The following is a 15,562-nucleotide window of genomic DNA, read 5'->3' as shown; positions in this document are numbered from 1 at the left end:
AGTTAAAAATTTTTAATTATTCATAAAATATCAATATGTTATATTGTTTTGAACAAAAAAAGAGAGGTTCACCTCTCTCAAATCTAGATTTTTTCGAGAATACAACAACAGCCTTGCACCTCTTAAAATGAGGAACAAGGCTGTTTCTTAATCTTTTGCATTCATTGTCCACTTAACAATGAATCATTCATATTTTGACTACACTTTTAGTCTTCTTTTTTCTTTCCAAGAGCAAGGACGAAACCGCCTAGCATACCAAGAAGCCCTAGAGATACAAAAGTCACATTTGATTCTATTCCTGTATTTGGTAATACAGTTTGAGAATTACTTGATTTAACTCCATTATCAATAGCATCTGGAGTATCTTCATGATTTGCATTCGGAGCAACTTCATCTGGAATTGGAGTTGTTGGTGTAGCTGTATCGTAACCAGAATCTCCATTAGCATCAGGTGTGACTGGCGCAACTGGAATTGGAGTTGTTAGCGCAGATGTATCGGGACCAGTATTTCCATTAGTATCAGGTGTAACTGGAATTGTATTTATGTTTGAACTTACTTTTCTGAAAATGTGGGTAATTACTGGTTCATTTTCAGCTATCACAGTCCGTACAAATTCATATCCAGAAATTAATCCATGTTCCGCATCCTTCTCATTGCCTGTCTTAATGGATAGTTTCAATACATTTCCATCTTCACCAATCCAACGAACCTCAATCATTAGTTCTGGCAATTCAATTGAATCCGGTAATACACCATTTTCAAAAATTGTTACCTTAGCTGGATTTTCTACTGGAACTTCCACAGATGGTTTACCTGGATCAGTAGTCTTACCTATACCTGGTTTTTCTACATCTGGTCGACCACTATCTGGCACTTTACCTTTTCCATCTTCACCTAACATTTCTTCCTTAGTTCCCGATGGGGATGTTGAGTCATCTCGCTTTTTCGATGTTACTGTAGCACCACCCGTCTTAGGAGATTGTTCTAACTCTACTGTTGGTGTCTTACCTGATGGAGTTGTTACCTCAGAAACTTCAACAGATGGTTTATCTGGTTCAGTAATCTGACCTGGTTTTGTAACTTTACCTTCTGGGAGGTCACTGTTGGGCACTTTACCTTTTCCATCTTCACCTAACATTGCTTCCTTAGTCCCTGATGGAGATGTTGAGTCATCTCGCTTCTTCGGTGTTACTGTAATATCACCCGTCTTAAGAGATTGATCTAACTCTACTTTTGGTGTCTTACCTGATGGAGTTGTTACCCCAGAAACTTCAACAGATGGTTTATCTGGCTCAGTAATCTGGCCTGGTTTTGTAACTTTATCTTCTGGGAGGTCACTGTTGGACACTTTACCTTTTCCATCTTCACCTGGCATTTCTACCTTAGTTCCTGATGGGGATGTTGAGTCATCTTGCTTATTCGGTGTTACTGTAACATCAACTGTCTTAGAATCTTGTTCTAACTCTACTTTTGCTTCTTTCGATTTCCCATCAGTTCGAACTGTTATAGGAGTTACCTTACCCGTTTTTGGATCAACTTCATAAGTTGTAGTGTTGATAACTTCACGACCTTCAGGATCTTTAGAGCGTTCAACCTTAGTTTTTGCTCCTACTTTAACGATTGTCTTACCTGCCGGGGTGATTACTGGGTTGCCAACGTGTTCTGTGATATGACCGTCGTTTGGATCTACATCGTAAGTGGTTGTTGTAACTGTTTTACCTTTTTCACCCTCAGTACGCTGATCTGGTGTACCGAAATCTTTTTCAACATCTTTAATGTATTCCACTTCTGGTTCAATTGGTGTTTCTACTATTTTGTCTTTGGCACCAACTTTAACGACTTTTGGTACCATTTCTGTTCTACTAACAACCGGTGTCCCATCCGTTACTGTACCGTTAGTTTCATTAACAAGTGTTGATGTTGTTGTTACTATCTTACCTTCAGATCCATTATTAGTAACCGTAGTATTTCCTACATCTTTGGTTTTATCTGCTTCATACCGTGTTGTTACCGGAATTATTTTGGTTACGACTTTGGATTTGACGCCATTTGGACTGACAATGTCTTGCCTAACGGTTGGAATAAGGTCTCCTGTACTTTCATTCACTTCGTAAGTTGTAGTCTTCTTAGCAACATCATCGACTTCTTTGAGGTATTCAACCTCATCCTTAGCTGGAACTTTGACAACTGTCGGTTTTGATGGAACTACTACTGCCGGTTCTTCATGTGGAATGAGGCTACCATCTGTAGCATTAACCGTGTAGGTGGTGGTTACTGTACTTGTTCCTAACGTACCAGCTGATGTGATTTTTACTTCACCTTTAGCTCTTGTGGCGTCTTTCTCGTAACGAATACTTGGCTCTATTGGCATAACGACAACCTTAGCCTTGGCTCCATCTTTCTTGAACACTTCCTTTTTCTCTGTTGGGGTAAGGACACCTGTGTTTGGATTGACTGCGTAAGTTGTAGTATTCTTAACAATATCATCGCCTTCTTTGAGGTATTCAACCTCATCCTTAGCTGGCATTTTGACCACTGTAGGAGTTGAAGGTTTGATAACTGGTTGACCTTCATGTGGAATAAGGCTGCCATCTGTAGCATTAACTGTATAGGTTGTGGTTACTGTTCTAGTACCTGAAATACCAGCTACTGTGATTTTTACTTCACCTTTGGCTCTTGTAGCATCTTTCTCGTAACGAATACTTGGCTCAAGTGGCGTAACCACAACCTTAGATTTAGCACCATCTTTCTTGAACACTTCATCAAGCGTATTTTTAGTAATCTGTCCTGTATCAGGATCTTTCATACTAACAGTTGTTGACTTAATGATGTCATCTCCGCGTTTACTATATACAGCAGTTTCTCCAACTTTTTCTACAGATTTGACTGTTGTAATTTTTTTATATTGATAACCTGTCCCATCCAAGGAAATTCGTTTCCCAGATATAAACTCTGGTCGTCTATTAATCATATCATTTTCAAAATAAGAACGTGAACTATGACCACCGCTTGTTCGTCCAACATTTATAACAACATCACTATCATTACTGACTCCTTTTCTTATCGTCGAATCATTATCAACAATATAATGAGTCAATTTCCCTGACTTAGCTATTTTTTTGCTATCTAAACCTTTTTGCCAAAATTCACGGCCAGAAATAAAACTTGTCACAACTTTTGGAGCATTGAATGTTGTTCCTTTTTTTAATACATTATTATAAAAGTTTCTATAAGCCCGCTGTTCTTTAGGAGACATAACTCTGCTGTCAGAATATGCCAACTGATAGGCTTCAACCATTGCCCGTTGTACTAAATATCCTCCTAAAGAATGGCCTGTCAAATAAAGATTGGTAATACTCTTATCTTTGGCTAGTTCACGCATGATATCTTCTGCATCTTTCCCTTGCTGAGGATTACTTCCTGTTCCAAGTCTTATATCAGCTCCTATATCTTTCGCATCACTTGTTCCACGAAAGGCTAATACTTGTGCAGTTCCATTTGGTAAATATAAGAAATCACTCTTAGTTTCATACAAGACAGCATCTAGTCCACTGGAGGTATGATAACTTTTTTTCCTTTCCCAATAAGGCCCCAACTCCTTATTCATCATCATATACTCATAACGCGGCTTCCTATCACCATTCTTTTTATATAACTCTGATTCTGCTAAGGGTTTCTTATTATCCAGCACTCTATCAATATAATTATCATCACGGTAAGACAATTCCATGAACATAATCATATCGCGTTCACTGACATTCCATTTTAATTTTTCATCTGGCTTTTCTTTACTGTCAATAATACCATCACCATCAGTATCTTCTAGTAAGGGATGACTATTATAGCCTACATATTTTTTCCCGCCTTTTTCATAAATATAAAGTTCTTCTTTATCCTTCAAGTAATCATCATCTGTATAGGCTTCTGGACTTAACTGAGGGCCGTTTAATAACAAACTATCAAGCTTATTGCCTTCTGAACCGATTACTCCTGCTTTTATTTGCTTAGCATACTCATCAGTTAATTCATACTTTTTAACCTCGGAAGGATTTGATGCTGCTCTCACCGCTGGAGTGCTTGATCTGTCTTCACCCGCCACGAAATCCCTTGTGGTCAAGCTATTATTTTCCTTATCCCCAGATGTCTCAAGTCCTGTAGTCCTTGTAGATTCGATTGGGGTATCTTTTGGGGCTGGACTGGAAAGATCATCTCGATTTTCTGGTGAATTTTGAGCCTCTTGTTTTTTCTCCACAGTAGGGGTCGAATTCTCCCTTTCAGAATTAACTCCTATCTCTGTTGCCAAATTATTTCCCGTAGAAGCAAGCACTCCCTGAGATGGTGTAAACAAGGCAATTCCTATTAATACAGAAGCCACTCCAACAGAAAATTTTCGAATCGAAAAACGTTGACGTTTATTAAAAATATCTTTCATTTTACCAACTTTCTTTCTAGCTATTTTTTACAAAATAGAGGCTTCTAATATTTTCCCTTGACAGAATACTAGATCATTTCTTTAAATAAAATTTTAGAGCTTTTCCTCTACTTGATCATAAACTACCACATTAATTTCTAATCATAGAAAAATGGATCGATTAATATTACTAAAATATCAGTAAAATATAAAAAATGTAAATATTTTACTTTCAACACTGCCATTATACCATAAAAATTCATAACACTCATGTATTTAAAAAAAGGTTATTAAAAAGCCTTTAAAATCAAAAAACACATAATATCAAGTATTAAAAAAACTTAATATTATGTGTTTTATTGTGAGAAGATTTACTTCATTTTTTCCTAGAATTGAGTTTTTGCCCAGTCTCATCAAATCTAGATTTTTTCTTCTTTGATATCAATCACAATCTCTTCTGATTCATCAAGAGTTTCGGCCTTTTCTTGCCATTGCTCCTTGAGATTATTGAATTGATTTTTTGATGCTTCTGTCGCTTGACGGGCACATGATTTTGCTTGAGCAAGTACACTGTCCACAGTGATTTCCCCTGACTCAACCTGTTCTTTGGTTTTCAGAACAAAATCTGTAGCCTGTTCCTTAACCTCTGTCAGTTTTTCACAGACTTGCTCCTTGGCATACTCAGGATCTTCTCTCAAATCATCTAGAAAATCTTGAGCCTGACTGCAAACTTGTTTGCCCTTGTCGCTTGTTAAAAACAAGGCAAGCGCTGCACCTGAAACGGTTCCTAAAAGGATTGAGGATAGTTTACCCATAAGGATTCTCCTTTTTTATTTTTTGAAAAATTTACTTGCAAGACGAAGAGCTGACAAACTTGCACCAGTCTTAAGTGTTTTTGAACCAGCTGATGAAGCTTTCTTGCTCAAGACACGCGCATGGTCATTAAGATCTGAAACAGATAGAGATAAATCTGCAACAGCACTAAAGAGTGGATCAATCGTTGCTACCTTGACATTGATATCATCTGCCAAGACATTGACCTTGGCCAGCAATTCATTGGTATGATGCAAGGTCACATCTACATCTGAAGTCAAGGTTTTAATCGTCTTCTCTGTTTCATCGATAACACGGCCAAGCTTTTGTACAGTAATGATTAGATAGACTAAAAAGACAATCAAAGCAAAGGCTACAAGAATATATGCAACTTCTAACATTTAGTTTTCCTCCTCTGAAATATAGTAAGGGGCCTTCTTTCGATTTTGATATAGAATGATAAAAATACCCAGTCCGATAAGAACAACTGAAAGCCATTGAGACACTCGAAGGCCAAAGAACATGAGACTATCTGTCCGCATGCCTTCGATGACCATACGACCGAAACCATACCAAATCAAATAAAAGGCAGTGATATGACCTCGTCTAAGGCTCTTCCATTTTCGTCTAAAAATCAGAATCAGGGCAAATCCAAGAAGATTCCATAGAGACTCATAAAGGAAGGTCGGTTGACGGTAGCTCCCCTCAATATACATCTGGTCACGGATAAAAGCAGGTAGATAATCCAGATTATCCACTGCAGCACCGTAGGCTTCTTGGTTAAAGAAATTACCCCAGCGTCCCAAACTTTGGGCAATCATGACGCTAGGTGCCGCAATATCTAGAAAATCCCAAGTATTGATGAGTTTACGATCAGCAAAGATATAGAGGACAAGGGCACCAGTTATCAAACCACCGTAAATGGCCAAACCACCATTCCAAATGGCAAAAATTTCTCCCAAGTTCTGACTATAGTAATCAAAACGGAAAATGACATAGTAGAGACGAGCTCCTAAAATAGCCAAGGGAAAGGCTATCAAGATGAAATCTAAAATATCGTCTGGGATGATCTTCTTTCTAGGCGCTTCTTTCATGGTCAAATAAACCGCCAGAATCAAGCCTGTCACAATACATAGGGCATACCAACGAATGGCTAGAGGGCCTAAATGAATAGCAATTGGATCAAGCATTAGGCACCTCGTTTTGAGCGATGAGATTTGTCAAGCGTTCTTCGAACAAACGCGTCGCATCAAAGCCCATTTCCTTGGCACGATAATTCATGGCAGCTGCTTCAATCACGACAGAGATATTACGACCTGTTTTCACTGGAATGCGGATACGAGGAATGGCTACGCCAGAAATTTCGAGTTCCTCAGCATTGTTTCCTAGACGATCAAAAGTCTTATGCGTATCATAGTTTTCCAAGTAAACAGCCAGCTGGACTTGTGAAGAATCCTTGACCGCACTCGCTCCGTAGAGGCTCATAACATCGATAATCCCAACACCACGAATTTCAATCAAGTGTTTCAAAATTTCAGCTGGTTCGCCCCAAAGAGTAATCTCATCCTTGGCAAAGATGTCTACGCGATCATCTGCTACCAAGCGGTGACCACGTTTGACAAGCTCTAGACCTGTCTCACTTTTACCAATTCCACTATCGCCCTGAATCAAGACACCCATACCATAGATATCCATCAAGACACCGTGCACACTGGTACGTTCTGCCAAACGAGAATCCAAATAGCTAGATAACTCTCCAGACAATCGACTGGTCGCCGTACGGCTAGTTAAAATAGCAATCTTACATTCTCTAGCTGCCTTTAGCATCTCCTCAGGAACCACCAAACCACGAGCAACAATAACCGCAGGTGTCTCAGGTAGAAACATTTTTTTCAAGACTTGGTAACGGTTGTGAGAGGACATCGAAACGAGATAGGACCACTCCTTCATTCCCAAGAGCTGGATTCGCTCAGGCGTATAATAGTCAAAATAGCCCGTCATTTCAAGACCAGGTCGCGTAATGTCCGCGGTATTAATTTCCTTTTCAAGTAATTCTGGTTCGCCATAGACAATGTCTAGTCTAAGCTTTTCAATCACTTCTTTTACTAAAACCGACATCATTTCCTCCTTCAAATGATTTCTTCTCTCTATTATATCAAATTGTAGGAGGATATTTCAGATTTTTGCAGGCTTTGAAGTATTTATTTATACTCAATGAAAATCAAAGAGCAAACTAGGAAACTAGCCGCAGGTTGCTCAAAACACTGTTTTGAGGTAACAGATAAGACTGACGAAGTCAGTTACATATACCTACGGCAAGGCGACGTTGACATGGTTTGAATTTGATTTTCGAAGAGTATTAAAAGAAAAAAGACTAGATTTCTCCAGCCTTTCATTTCTAATTAGAATTTTTTACGTTTACGAGCTGCTTCTGATTTACGTTTACGTTTTACAGAAGGTTTTTCATAGAATTCACGTTTGCGTGTTTCTTGAAGAGTACCAGCTTTAGTAACCGCACGTTTGAAACGACGAAGTGCGTCGTCAAGAGATTCATTCTTACGTACTACTGTTTTAGACATTTTTTTCACTCCCTTCAAGTTCAAGATCTATTCTATTTTACACGTAAAAGGAATAATTGTCAAGAAAAAATGCGGTTTAATTTTGATTTTTTCTTCCATTTATACAAGTCTTGAAAGCGTTCAATAGAACATTGCTTTTTATTTTTCAAGCAAGCTGAGCGCTTCAGCATCTGCAATGATCGTCACATCAGGGTGATTTTGGAGGCTACTTGCAGGTAGGTTCTCGGTCACTGGACCAGAAACTGTTCCAGCAATAGCTTCTGCTTTTGATTCACCGTAAGCAAAGAGAAGGATAGACTTAGCATCCAAGATGTTTTTAATCCCCATTGAAATAGCTTGAGTTGGGACATCTTCAATCTTGTCAAAGAAGCGAGCATTGGCTTCGATAGTAGACTGGTCAAGTTCTACAAGGTGTGTTTGACTGTCAAATGGAGTGCCAGGCTCATTAAAACCAATATGTCCATTACGACCAATTCCCAAGATTTGCAGATCAACTGGATGGTCAGCCAAAATTTGATTGTAGCGTTCGACTTCAGATTCAGCATGATCCTTAACTCCACGTGGCAAGAAACTTTCCTTAAATGGTTTTTGGTTAAACAAGTTTTCTTGCATAAAGTAACGGTAAGACTGTGGGTTGTCCCCATCAAGGCCTACATACTCATCAAGGTTGACACTGGTTAGATTTGAAAAATCAAGGTCACTTTCAACGATTTCCTTGTAAAATTCAAGTGGGCTGCTTCCTGTCGCAAGTCCCAATGTTTGAGCACCATTAGCTAATTTTTCCTTCAAAATCTCAAACGCAACTTTTCCACCTTCGACTTGATTCTCAACTTTTATAACTTTCATCTTTGCATCCTCCGTTTTAATCTATATTTATTATATGGTATAGACCAATTTTTGTCAAGTGAAAACGATTTAATTTCTAAAAAAAGAGCGTCCAAACTGGAAACATGTTATAATAGATAAGATTAGAACTTAGAAAGAATGAACAGATATATGAATACAGCTGATTTTGATTTCCACTTGCCTGAGGAATTGATTGCCCAAACGCCACTTGAAAAACGTGATGCGTCTAAACTCCTCATTGTCAACCGTGAGACGGGAGAAATGCAGGATAAACACTTCCACTCCATTATTGATATGCTGGAACCTGGTGATGCCCTTGTCATGAACGACACTCGCGTTCTCCCTGCCCGCCTCTATGGTCAAAAAGAGGAAACCGGAGGCCATGTGGAACTTCTCCTCCTAAAAAACACTGCTGGAGATGAGTGGGAAGTTTTGGCTAAACCTGCCAAACGCCTCAAGGTTGGCACTCGTGTTAACTTTGGCGATGGTCGTCTCAGCGCTGTTGTTACGAAAGAATTGACCCACGGGGGCCGCATTGTTCGCTTTGAATACCAAGGAATTTTTCTAGAGGTCTTGGAAAGTCTGGGAGAAATGCCTCTGCCACCTTATATCCACGAAAAATTGGATGACCGTGAACGCTATCAAACGGTCTACGCCAAAGAAAGTGGCTCTGCTGCAGCACCGACGGCTGGTCTTCACTTCACCAAAGAACTGCTGGCAGAAATCCAAGCCAAGGGTGTCCATCTGGTCTATCTGACTCTTCATGTGGGGCTCGGAACCTTTAGACCTGTTTCTGTGGACAATCTGGATGAACACGAAATGCACTCAGAATTCTACCAACTTTCTGAGGAAGCGGCTGCCACCCTTCGCTCTGTTAAGGAAAATGGTGGTCGTGTCATCGCTGTAGGAACTACTTCGATCCGCACCTTGGAGACTATTGGTTCCAAGTTTGATGGACAAATCCAAGCAGATTCTGGCTGGACCAATATCTTTATCAAACCTGGTTACGAATGGAAGGTTGTTGATGCCTTTTCAACCAACTTCCACCTGCCAAAATCAACTTTGGTCATGTTGGTTTCTGCCTTTGCAGGCCGTGAATTAGTCTTAGACGCTTATCACCATGCCATCCAAGAACACTACCGCTTCTTCAGTTTTGGCGATGCCATGTTTATCTATTAATTTTCAAAATCAAAAAACGCATATTATCAGGCATTATAAAACCTTGATAGTATGCGTTTTGTTATGGATAAAGAATTAGTCTGTTCTTAAGCTCGGATCTTTCAAACTCTGCACACTGGCATTGATCACCGCGCCGACAATTAAAATCTTAGCGATGAGAATAAACCAAAACATCATGACCACCACGACGACGGAACTAAAAAAACGGACGTCCACTAGGTGATTGACATAATTGTTGACATAGACTGAAAAGATATTGAGCAGTAAGGCCAGAGTCAACAAGACAAAGGCACTACCTGGTAATACATGTTGAATCCGTCGCACCTTGACATTGGGCAGAAAATAATAAAGCATGACCAAGATAGCAAAAATCAAGGCATAGACCAAAGGGCCTGTTAGGTCTTGCAGATAATCAAAGATAGGACTATCCGATTTCCAGTAGCTCTTGATAAGGTTGAGAAGCATGCGACCAAAGACACTGAGAAAGAGGGCTAAAGCAAAGAGAATCTGCAAGCCAAAACTGACAAACAAACTCATAAGCTGATGGGAAATCATTCCACGATTTTTAGCTACTCCGTAAGCTTTATTAAAGGCTTTCTGTAGGAAATTCATGGATTTTGAAAAGGTCCAGAGGGCTGATAAAACCGCAAAACTCAATAAGCCTGTTGACGGTTGGGTCAGCACTTCTGTAATAATCTTTGCAACCACATCATACATGGTATCGGGCAAAAATTCATTGACAACCTTTAAAAAATTGGAAACTGGAATCTGAAAATAAGGGAGGATATTGACCACCACCAGAAGCAGGGGGAAAATCGAAATCAACCAATAGTAGGCTACTGCGACACTGGTCAACTCACTATCTGATGCTTGATAATAATGCAAAAAAGCTTTTAATAAGGGCTTATCTATCAGCTCTTTCCACCACTTTTTCATGTCATACTCCTTCACTTATAATCTTGATTAATTTCTTCTTACCAATTCCACCATATCATAAGGCAGGGTATTGGCAGCTTCCTTCAAGGAATAGTTCTCTAAGTTATTCACATTTTGTCGTAACTTCTTGGCATACTTGGTCGTAATCAATCGCTTTTCTTCATATTCAAAAATCAGCTTGCGCTCTAGGTAATAGCCTCTCAGCATTTCATCGATATTGTTGGGCTTGACGCGATTGATAACCCGTTCGACAAAGGCACCACTAGTGATAATAGCTGTTTCACGAAGACGAGAATCCTGCATAAAGCTGATCAAAGAACTCTTATAAACCCCTTTTAGGTTCTCCAAACTTTCGATAATCATCTCTGTATTTTCTAGATAGAGCTCTGCAATTTGGTCATAGTCAAGGGCTCTGAGTTTCTGTGATTCTTCATTTTTCCAACTGCGAAAGGTCTTGCCTAAGGTAAAGACTTCGTGAAGGAGAAAACGTAAAATCCGCAAGGAAACAAGGAAATAATAGGTCAATCGTGAAGCAAACTTGCGATTGATACTTTGTTCCATGTTTTTCAAATAACGTTGGTAGACTCGATAGGCACGCTCACTCATCTTATCCTCTTCGTAAGCCTGTTCCAATCCATCACTCTCAATACTGAGGATGAGAAGTTTCAAGGCCTCCCAGTCTTCTTGAGCCCCCTTATTTTCTTGACTCAGGATGAGATTTTCAATACGTCCATGGTAATTGTCAATAGCCGCATAGAGGGGAAGTTTATTTTTGGTGTCTTCCAACTCTTTTTCCAACTCTATCGTTACTTCATTCAAAATGGCGATATGCATGAGATAGTCCTTGCTTTCTTCCTGTTCATCAGAAAGATGAGGCAGGACCAAGAGACCTGTTAAAAAGCTGACAAGCGTCACCCCTGCGACAAGGAAAAGTAAGAGAGGATATTCCTGTTCTAGATTACTTGGTATCAAAAGAATCGTAGCAATCGACACGGTTCCCTTGACACCTGAGAAGGTCAAAAGAAGCATGTCCTTCATATACTTATTTAGCTTTTTCTTGAGACGTCTGGTTCTATAGGCATAGTAGCCATAAATCATGACAAAACGAATAGCAAAGAGGACAAAGGTTAGGGCGACAAGAGATACCAATAAAAGTAAGGGATTATAGATTGGATTGGTCAAGATAGGTTCTGCTATCATTTCCAACTCCATCCCTAAAATCACAAAGACAGAACCGTTGAGCATAAAGTTCACTGTGTGCCAGACCGTCTCGGTCACCGTATCCACTTGAGCTTCGAGAAGCGTAATTTTCTTAAAACGGCTTGCCTTTAAAATTCCAGCAACCACAACAGCAATAATCCCTGAAACGTGGACTTCTTCTGCCAGGAAGAAGGTCACCAGGGGTAAACTCAATTCTAATAAAAGTTCGCTGGCAATATCCGTTGCTCGTACACTAAGTAAAAAACTATGGAGAAAACGGTTGGTCATGGCTGTTAAAAATCCAATTAAAAGACCGCCTAGGATTGAAAAGATGAGCGAACTACTCGCTTGCCCAAGGGAAAAGGCCCCAGTTGTCCAAGCTGTCAAGGCCACCTGAAAGGCAACCAATCCAGAAGCATCATTCAAGAGTCCTTCACCCTTAAGGATATTGGACACGCGCTTAGGAAAGCTAAAACGCTCCGAAAGAGAGGCAAAGGCCACCAAATCCGTAGGGCCAAGGGCTGCCCCAACAGCCAAGCAAGCCGCCAAGGGAAGACTGAGCCAAAGAAGATGGGACAAGCCACCCAAACTCAGGGTCGAGATGAAAATCACTGGAAATATGAGATAAACAATGATTCGCCAGTGTTTTAAAATAGCCGTAATATCTGCTTCCTCCGACTCTCGGAAAAGCAAGGGCCCGATAACCAGTGCCAAAAACAACTCCGTATTGAGGTGAAAGTCGGTATTGGGTAAAAAAAGACCAATCACGATTCCCAAAAGAATCTGCACCAAAGGGAGAGGCAAAAAGGGCAGGAGCTTATTGGTTGTACTTGAGACAATCAAGACCAGTAAAAATAGGATAAGGTAAATCAGTAATTCCACGGACTTCCTCCTTAATTTTTTTTACAACAGGATTCAAATATCTCCTTCTGCTCTTTGATTTTTTGATCAATCTTGGAACAATCCTTGTGCTCAATTTTTCTCTGGCACCGTTCCATTTCAAGAGCAACTAATTTTTTCTTGATTTTAAGCATTTTTTTGCTCATATGCGCTTGGTCTAACACACCTACTGCTCGTTCGTGGTGGGTTGATTCAACAAAATTCTGGCGCATGGCATCCAGCTTTTCACGTAGGTATTGTTTATCCATGTCTATATCTCTCTAATTTTTCAATCATCACTAAAAACGGTGGGTTGTTGACTTGGTTCAGGGTTCGGTAAATGGCAGCTGTGTACTCTTGTTGGTTCAACTGGCTGACAAAATCCAAGACAGCATCCCTCTCTAGATCGCCTCCTTCATGACCATAATAGATCATGATAGCAATCCGTCCACCTTTGACAAGCAAATGACACAGCTTTTCTAATGCTTCAATCGTTGTCTGAGGTTGGGTAATGACTGACTTATCAGCTGATGGCAAATAGCCCAGATTAAAAATCCCTGCCTTGGCTTCTGTCACAAACTGGTCCAGTGTCTCGTGACCTTGCAAGATTAACTGGGCATTTGTCATTCCAGCTTGGTCCAAACGCTCTTGGGTCTTTTCCAAGGCTTGCTCCTGAATATCAAAGGCATAGACTTGCTTAGCTAGTTTCGCTAAAAAAATCGTGTCATGACCATTACCCATGGTCGCATCCACTACGATATCCTCTTTTGTCACTACCTCAACCAAAAAATCATGTGCCATCTCAAGTGGTCTTTTCATTTTCAAACTCCTGTTTTACAGCCTTGCATCCTTGAATACTTCCACGACGTCGCATCTCCATCTCAATGCTGTTGAGCACTTCCCACTTATTGAGGCTCCACATAGGCCCAATCAGCATATCTCTAGGTGCATCTCCTGTGATTCGATGGATGACGATATGCTTGGGAATGATTTCCAGTTGGTCACAGATGACCTTGACATATTCGTCCTGACTCATCAGTTGCAAACGTCCCTCGTGGTAGTCCCGTTGCATACGAGTATTGGTCATCAGGTGAAGCAAGTGCAGTTTAATCCCTTGAATATCGTTATCCGTGACACAACGGCGGACATTTTCAATCATCATCTCATGGGTTTCACCAGGAAGTCCGTTGATCAAATGAGAAACAATCTCAATCTTGGGATATTTTCTCAAACGCTTGACCGTCTCCACGTACAATTCATAGGAGTGGGCACGGTTAATCAGATCAGAGGTTGCCTCATAAGTGGTCTGCAAGCCCAATTCAACCGTCACATGCATGCGTTTCGACAACTCAGCCAAATATTCGATGGTTTCGTCGGGTAAACAGTCTGGGCGCGTTCCAATATTGATTCCTACCACACCTGGCTCGTTGATAGCCTGCTCATAGCGCTCTCGAATAACTTCAACCTTTTCATGGGTGTTGGTAAAATTTTGAAAATAAACCAGATACTTCTGAACATCTGGCCACTTGCGGTGCATAAAGTCAATTTCCTTATAAAATTGCTCACGGATAGGCGCATCTGGTGCTACAATAGCATCTCCAGAACCTGAAACCGTACAAAAAGTACAGCCTCCATGAGCCACAGTTCCATCACGATTGGGACAGTCAAATCCCGCATCAATCGGGACTTTAAAGGTCTTTTCTCCAAAGAGTTTTCGATAATAATCATTCAAGGTGTTATAAGATTTCATAACTTTCATTATAACAAAAAACACCCACAATCTCAAAAGCCTGACTTTCCTATAAATTCCTCTGTTTCTCGTTTCCATTAGCGATTTTTTATGATACAATATGGGTATGATTTTAATGAAATTAGCATCTATTTTATTATTGATACTGACCTTAGTAGTCTGCATTATCATAACCAAACTTTTTAGATTAAAAAAACTAGGACGAAACTTTGCGGATTTGGCTTTTCCAGTCTTGGTATTTGAGTATTACCTTATTACAGCTAAAACCTTTACCCATAATTTCCTCCCTAGACTAGGCCTAGCACTCTCACTCCTAGCCATTATTCTCGTTTTTTTCTTCCTTTTGAAAAAACGCAGCTTTTACTATCCTAAATTCATCAAATTCTTCTGGCGTGCAGGATTCTTATTAACCCTTGTCATGTATATCGAGATGATTGTTGAATTGATGGCTCAGAAATAAAAAACTAAATCGAAAACACCTCAATCAAACTAAAATACAATGATTGAAGTGTTTTTTTCTTTATATACTTTTTCATCAATTCCTATTTTCTTTATCAGGAAATAGATAACCAATACCTACACAAGCTAGTACACCTGCTCCAATTACCAAGCCACTTGAAATTGGCAACAGGTCCAAAATTGCATTCGCAATAATAAAGGCAATAATCAAACACATCAGACTAGCCTTGTAGTCTTTTTTCAAAAGATTCTCTAGAGTGAAATAGAGGAACAAGCCTACCGGAATCAATGACCAGAGGTTAATGTCCAAAGTTGGCCAGCCAACAGAACCAAAATACAATACTGTCGCTGCTGCCACTAAAAATACAATCCCCAATATTTTTTTCATTTCTTTATCTCCAATTTCGTTTTTAGGAACTTGAGTTATCTGATATTGATGCCTCCCGTCCCTTACACAAATCATTATAGCAGAGGTCAGTTTCAAGAACAAGTTCTTTTGCCTATCTGGT

General features: G+C 39.9%; 15 protein-coding genes. 2 read left to right on the top strand and 13 right to left on the bottom strand.

What is annotated here, in order from left to right:
- Positions 1-206 precede the first annotated feature (206 nt).
- The 7 genes from O3599_RS07035 to O3599_RS07005 all read right to left on the bottom strand — a co-directional run bounded on the left by O3599_RS07035 (position 207) and on the right by O3599_RS07005 (position 8,650).
- A complete protein-coding gene (locus tag O3599_RS07035; protein WP_371512401.1) occupies positions 207-4,433 on the bottom strand; it encodes a YSIRK-type signal peptide-containing protein in 4,227 nt (1,408 codons plus the stop codon).
- A gap of 398 nt (positions 4,434-4,831) precedes the next feature.
- Complete coding sequence (locus O3599_RS07030; RefSeq protein WP_371512399.1) at positions 4,832-5,227, bottom strand: YtxH domain-containing protein; 396 nt, start codon at positions 5,225-5,227, stop codon at positions 4,832-4,834.
- Positions 5,228-5,242: 15 nt separating this feature from the next.
- Positions 5,243-5,626, bottom strand: a complete 384-nt coding sequence (locus tag O3599_RS07025) for a DUF948 domain-containing protein (RefSeq protein WP_049521484.1) — start codon at positions 5,624-5,626, stop codon at positions 5,243-5,245.
- Complete coding sequence (gene lgt / locus O3599_RS07020) at positions 5,627-6,415, bottom strand: prolipoprotein diacylglyceryl transferase (RefSeq protein ID WP_261015228.1); 789 nt, start codon at positions 6,413-6,415, stop codon at positions 5,627-5,629. It abuts the gene before it with no gap.
- Positions 6,408-7,343 carry an HPr(Ser) kinase/phosphatase gene (hprK, locus tag O3599_RS07015; protein ID WP_070482020.1) on the bottom strand — a complete coding sequence of 312 codons (936 nt, stop codon included), beginning with the start codon at positions 7,341-7,343 and terminating at the stop codon, positions 6,408-6,410. The genes lgt and hprK overlap by 8 nt, the downstream gene beginning before the upstream one ends.
- A gap of 284 nt (positions 7,344-7,627) precedes the next feature.
- Positions 7,628-7,804 (bottom strand): 30S ribosomal protein S21, encoded by a 177-nt coding sequence (rpsU, locus tag O3599_RS07010; protein ID WP_000048054.1) that lies wholly within the window; start codon positions 7,802-7,804, stop codon positions 7,628-7,630.
- 138 nt (positions 7,805-7,942) lie between these two features.
- Complete coding sequence (locus O3599_RS07005; RefSeq protein WP_371512397.1) at positions 7,943-8,650, bottom strand: glucosamine-6-phosphate deaminase; 708 nt, start codon at positions 8,648-8,650, stop codon at positions 7,943-7,945.
- A 150-nt stretch (positions 8,651-8,800) separates the two neighbouring features.
- Here O3599_RS07005 and queA point away from each other — a divergent pair, with 150 nt between their 5' ends.
- Positions 8,801-9,829 carry a tRNA preQ1(34) S-adenosylmethionine ribosyltransferase-isomerase QueA gene (gene queA, locus O3599_RS07000; RefSeq protein ID WP_371512395.1) on the top strand — a complete coding sequence of 343 codons (1,029 nt, stop codon included), beginning with the start codon at positions 8,801-8,803 and terminating at the stop codon, positions 9,827-9,829.
- Positions 9,830-9,904: 75 nt separating this feature from the next.
- On the opposite strand, the gene O3599_RS06995 is transcribed toward queA, so the two are convergent.
- The 5 genes from O3599_RS06995 to O3599_RS06975 are packed head-to-tail and all read right to left on the bottom strand — an operon-like array spanning position 9,905 to position 14,603.
- Positions 9,905-10,765 (bottom strand): YihY/virulence factor BrkB family protein, encoded by an 861-nt coding sequence (locus O3599_RS06995; RefSeq protein WP_371512393.1) that lies wholly within the window; start codon positions 10,763-10,765, stop codon positions 9,905-9,907.
- 27 nt (positions 10,766-10,792) lie between these two features.
- The gene (locus tag O3599_RS06990) at positions 10,793-12,847 is read right to left on the bottom strand and encodes a cation:proton antiporter (RefSeq protein WP_371512391.1); all 2,055 of its coding nucleotides are present in this window, start codon (positions 12,845-12,847) and stop codon (positions 10,793-10,795) included.
- An 11-nt stretch (positions 12,848-12,858) separates the two neighbouring features.
- Positions 12,859-13,113 carry a hypothetical protein gene (locus O3599_RS06985; RefSeq protein ID WP_020902458.1) on the bottom strand — a complete coding sequence of 85 codons (255 nt, stop codon included), beginning with the start codon at positions 13,111-13,113 and terminating at the stop codon, positions 12,859-12,861.
- Positions 13,106-13,663, bottom strand: a complete 558-nt coding sequence (locus tag O3599_RS06980) for a class I SAM-dependent methyltransferase (protein WP_084929739.1) — start codon at positions 13,661-13,663, stop codon at positions 13,106-13,108. Before O3599_RS06980 ends, O3599_RS06985 begins: the two co-directional genes overlap by 8 nt.
- Positions 13,647-14,603 carry a TIGR01212 family radical SAM protein gene (locus tag O3599_RS06975; RefSeq protein ID WP_025172881.1) on the bottom strand — a complete coding sequence of 319 codons (957 nt, stop codon included), beginning with the start codon at positions 14,601-14,603 and terminating at the stop codon, positions 13,647-13,649. The genes O3599_RS06980 and O3599_RS06975 overlap by 17 nt, the downstream gene beginning before the upstream one ends.
- 91 nt (positions 14,604-14,694) lie before the next feature.
- On the opposite strand from O3599_RS06975, the gene O3599_RS06970 reads away from it, so the two are divergent.
- Positions 14,695-15,054: a DUF3397 family protein gene (locus O3599_RS06970; RefSeq protein ID WP_004242853.1), complete on the top strand. Its 360-nt coding sequence runs from the start codon at positions 14,695-14,697 to the stop codon at positions 15,052-15,054.
- Between the two features lie 75 nt (positions 15,055-15,129).
- Here the strand turns inward: O3599_RS06970 and O3599_RS06965 are convergent, their stop codons facing one another.
- Positions 15,130-15,441, bottom strand: coding sequence for a hypothetical protein (locus O3599_RS06965; RefSeq protein ID WP_227325923.1), 312 nt, complete (start codon positions 15,439-15,441; stop codon positions 15,130-15,132).
- Positions 15,442-15,562: the final 121 nt, after the last annotated feature.

It is taken from the genome of Streptococcus sp. 27098_8_103 (assembly GCF_041432345.1).
GTDB classification, from domain to species: Bacteria; Bacillota; Bacilli; order Lactobacillales; family Streptococcaceae; genus Streptococcus; species Streptococcus mitis_BV.
The sequence above is the reverse complement of the archived record's forward strand: the minus strand, read 5'-3'. Positions and strand labels throughout refer to the sequence as shown.

What these genes read in the sequence shown, in the direction of transcription:
- O3599_RS07035 (WP_371512401.1), bottom strand. Translation starts at nt 4,433, where the DNA reads ATGAAAGATATTTTTAATAAACGTCAACGTTTTTCGATTCGAAAATTT.
- O3599_RS07030 (WP_371512399.1), bottom strand. Translation starts at nt 5,227, where the DNA reads ATGGGTAAACTATCCTCAATCCTTTTAGGAACCGTTTCAGGTGCAGCG.
- O3599_RS07025 (WP_049521484.1), bottom strand. Translation starts at nt 5,626, where the DNA reads ATGTTAGAAGTTGCATATATTCTTGTAGCCTTTGCTTTGATTGTCTTT.
- lgt (WP_261015228.1), bottom strand. Translation starts at nt 6,415, where the DNA reads ATGCTTGATCCAATTGCTATTCATTTAGGCCCTCTAGCCATTCGTTGG.
- hprK (WP_070482020.1), bottom strand. Translation starts at nt 7,343, where the DNA reads ATGTCGGTTTTAGTAAAAGAAGTGATTGAAAAGCTTAGACTAGACATT.
- rpsU (WP_000048054.1), bottom strand. Translation starts at nt 7,804, where the DNA reads ATGTCTAAAACAGTAGTACGTAAGAATGAATCTCTTGACGACGCACTT.
- O3599_RS07005 (WP_371512397.1), bottom strand. Translation starts at nt 8,650, where the DNA reads ATGAAAGTTATAAAAGTTGAGAATCAAGTCGAAGGTGGAAAAGTTGCG.
- queA (WP_371512395.1), top strand. Translation starts at nt 8,801, where the DNA reads ATGAATACAGCTGATTTTGATTTCCACTTGCCTGAGGAATTGATTGCC.
- O3599_RS06995 (WP_371512393.1), bottom strand. Translation starts at nt 10,765, where the DNA reads ATGAAAAAGTGGTGGAAAGAGCTGATAGATAAGCCCTTATTAAAAGCT.
- O3599_RS06985 (WP_020902458.1), bottom strand. Translation starts at nt 13,113, where the DNA reads ATGGATAAACAATACCTACGTGAAAAGCTGGATGCCATGCGCCAGAAT.
- O3599_RS06980 (WP_084929739.1), bottom strand. Translation starts at nt 13,663, where the DNA reads ATGAAAAGACCACTTGAGATGGCACATGATTTTTTGGTTGAGGTAGTG.
- O3599_RS06975 (WP_025172881.1), bottom strand. Translation starts at nt 14,603, where the DNA reads ATGAAAGTTATGAAATCTTATAACACCTTGAATGATTATTATCGAAAA.
- O3599_RS06970 (WP_004242853.1), top strand. Translation starts at nt 14,695, where the DNA reads ATGGGTATGATTTTAATGAAATTAGCATCTATTTTATTATTGATACTG.
- O3599_RS06965 (WP_227325923.1), bottom strand. Translation starts at nt 15,441, where the DNA reads ATGAAAAAAATATTGGGGATTGTATTTTTAGTGGCAGCAGCGACAGTA.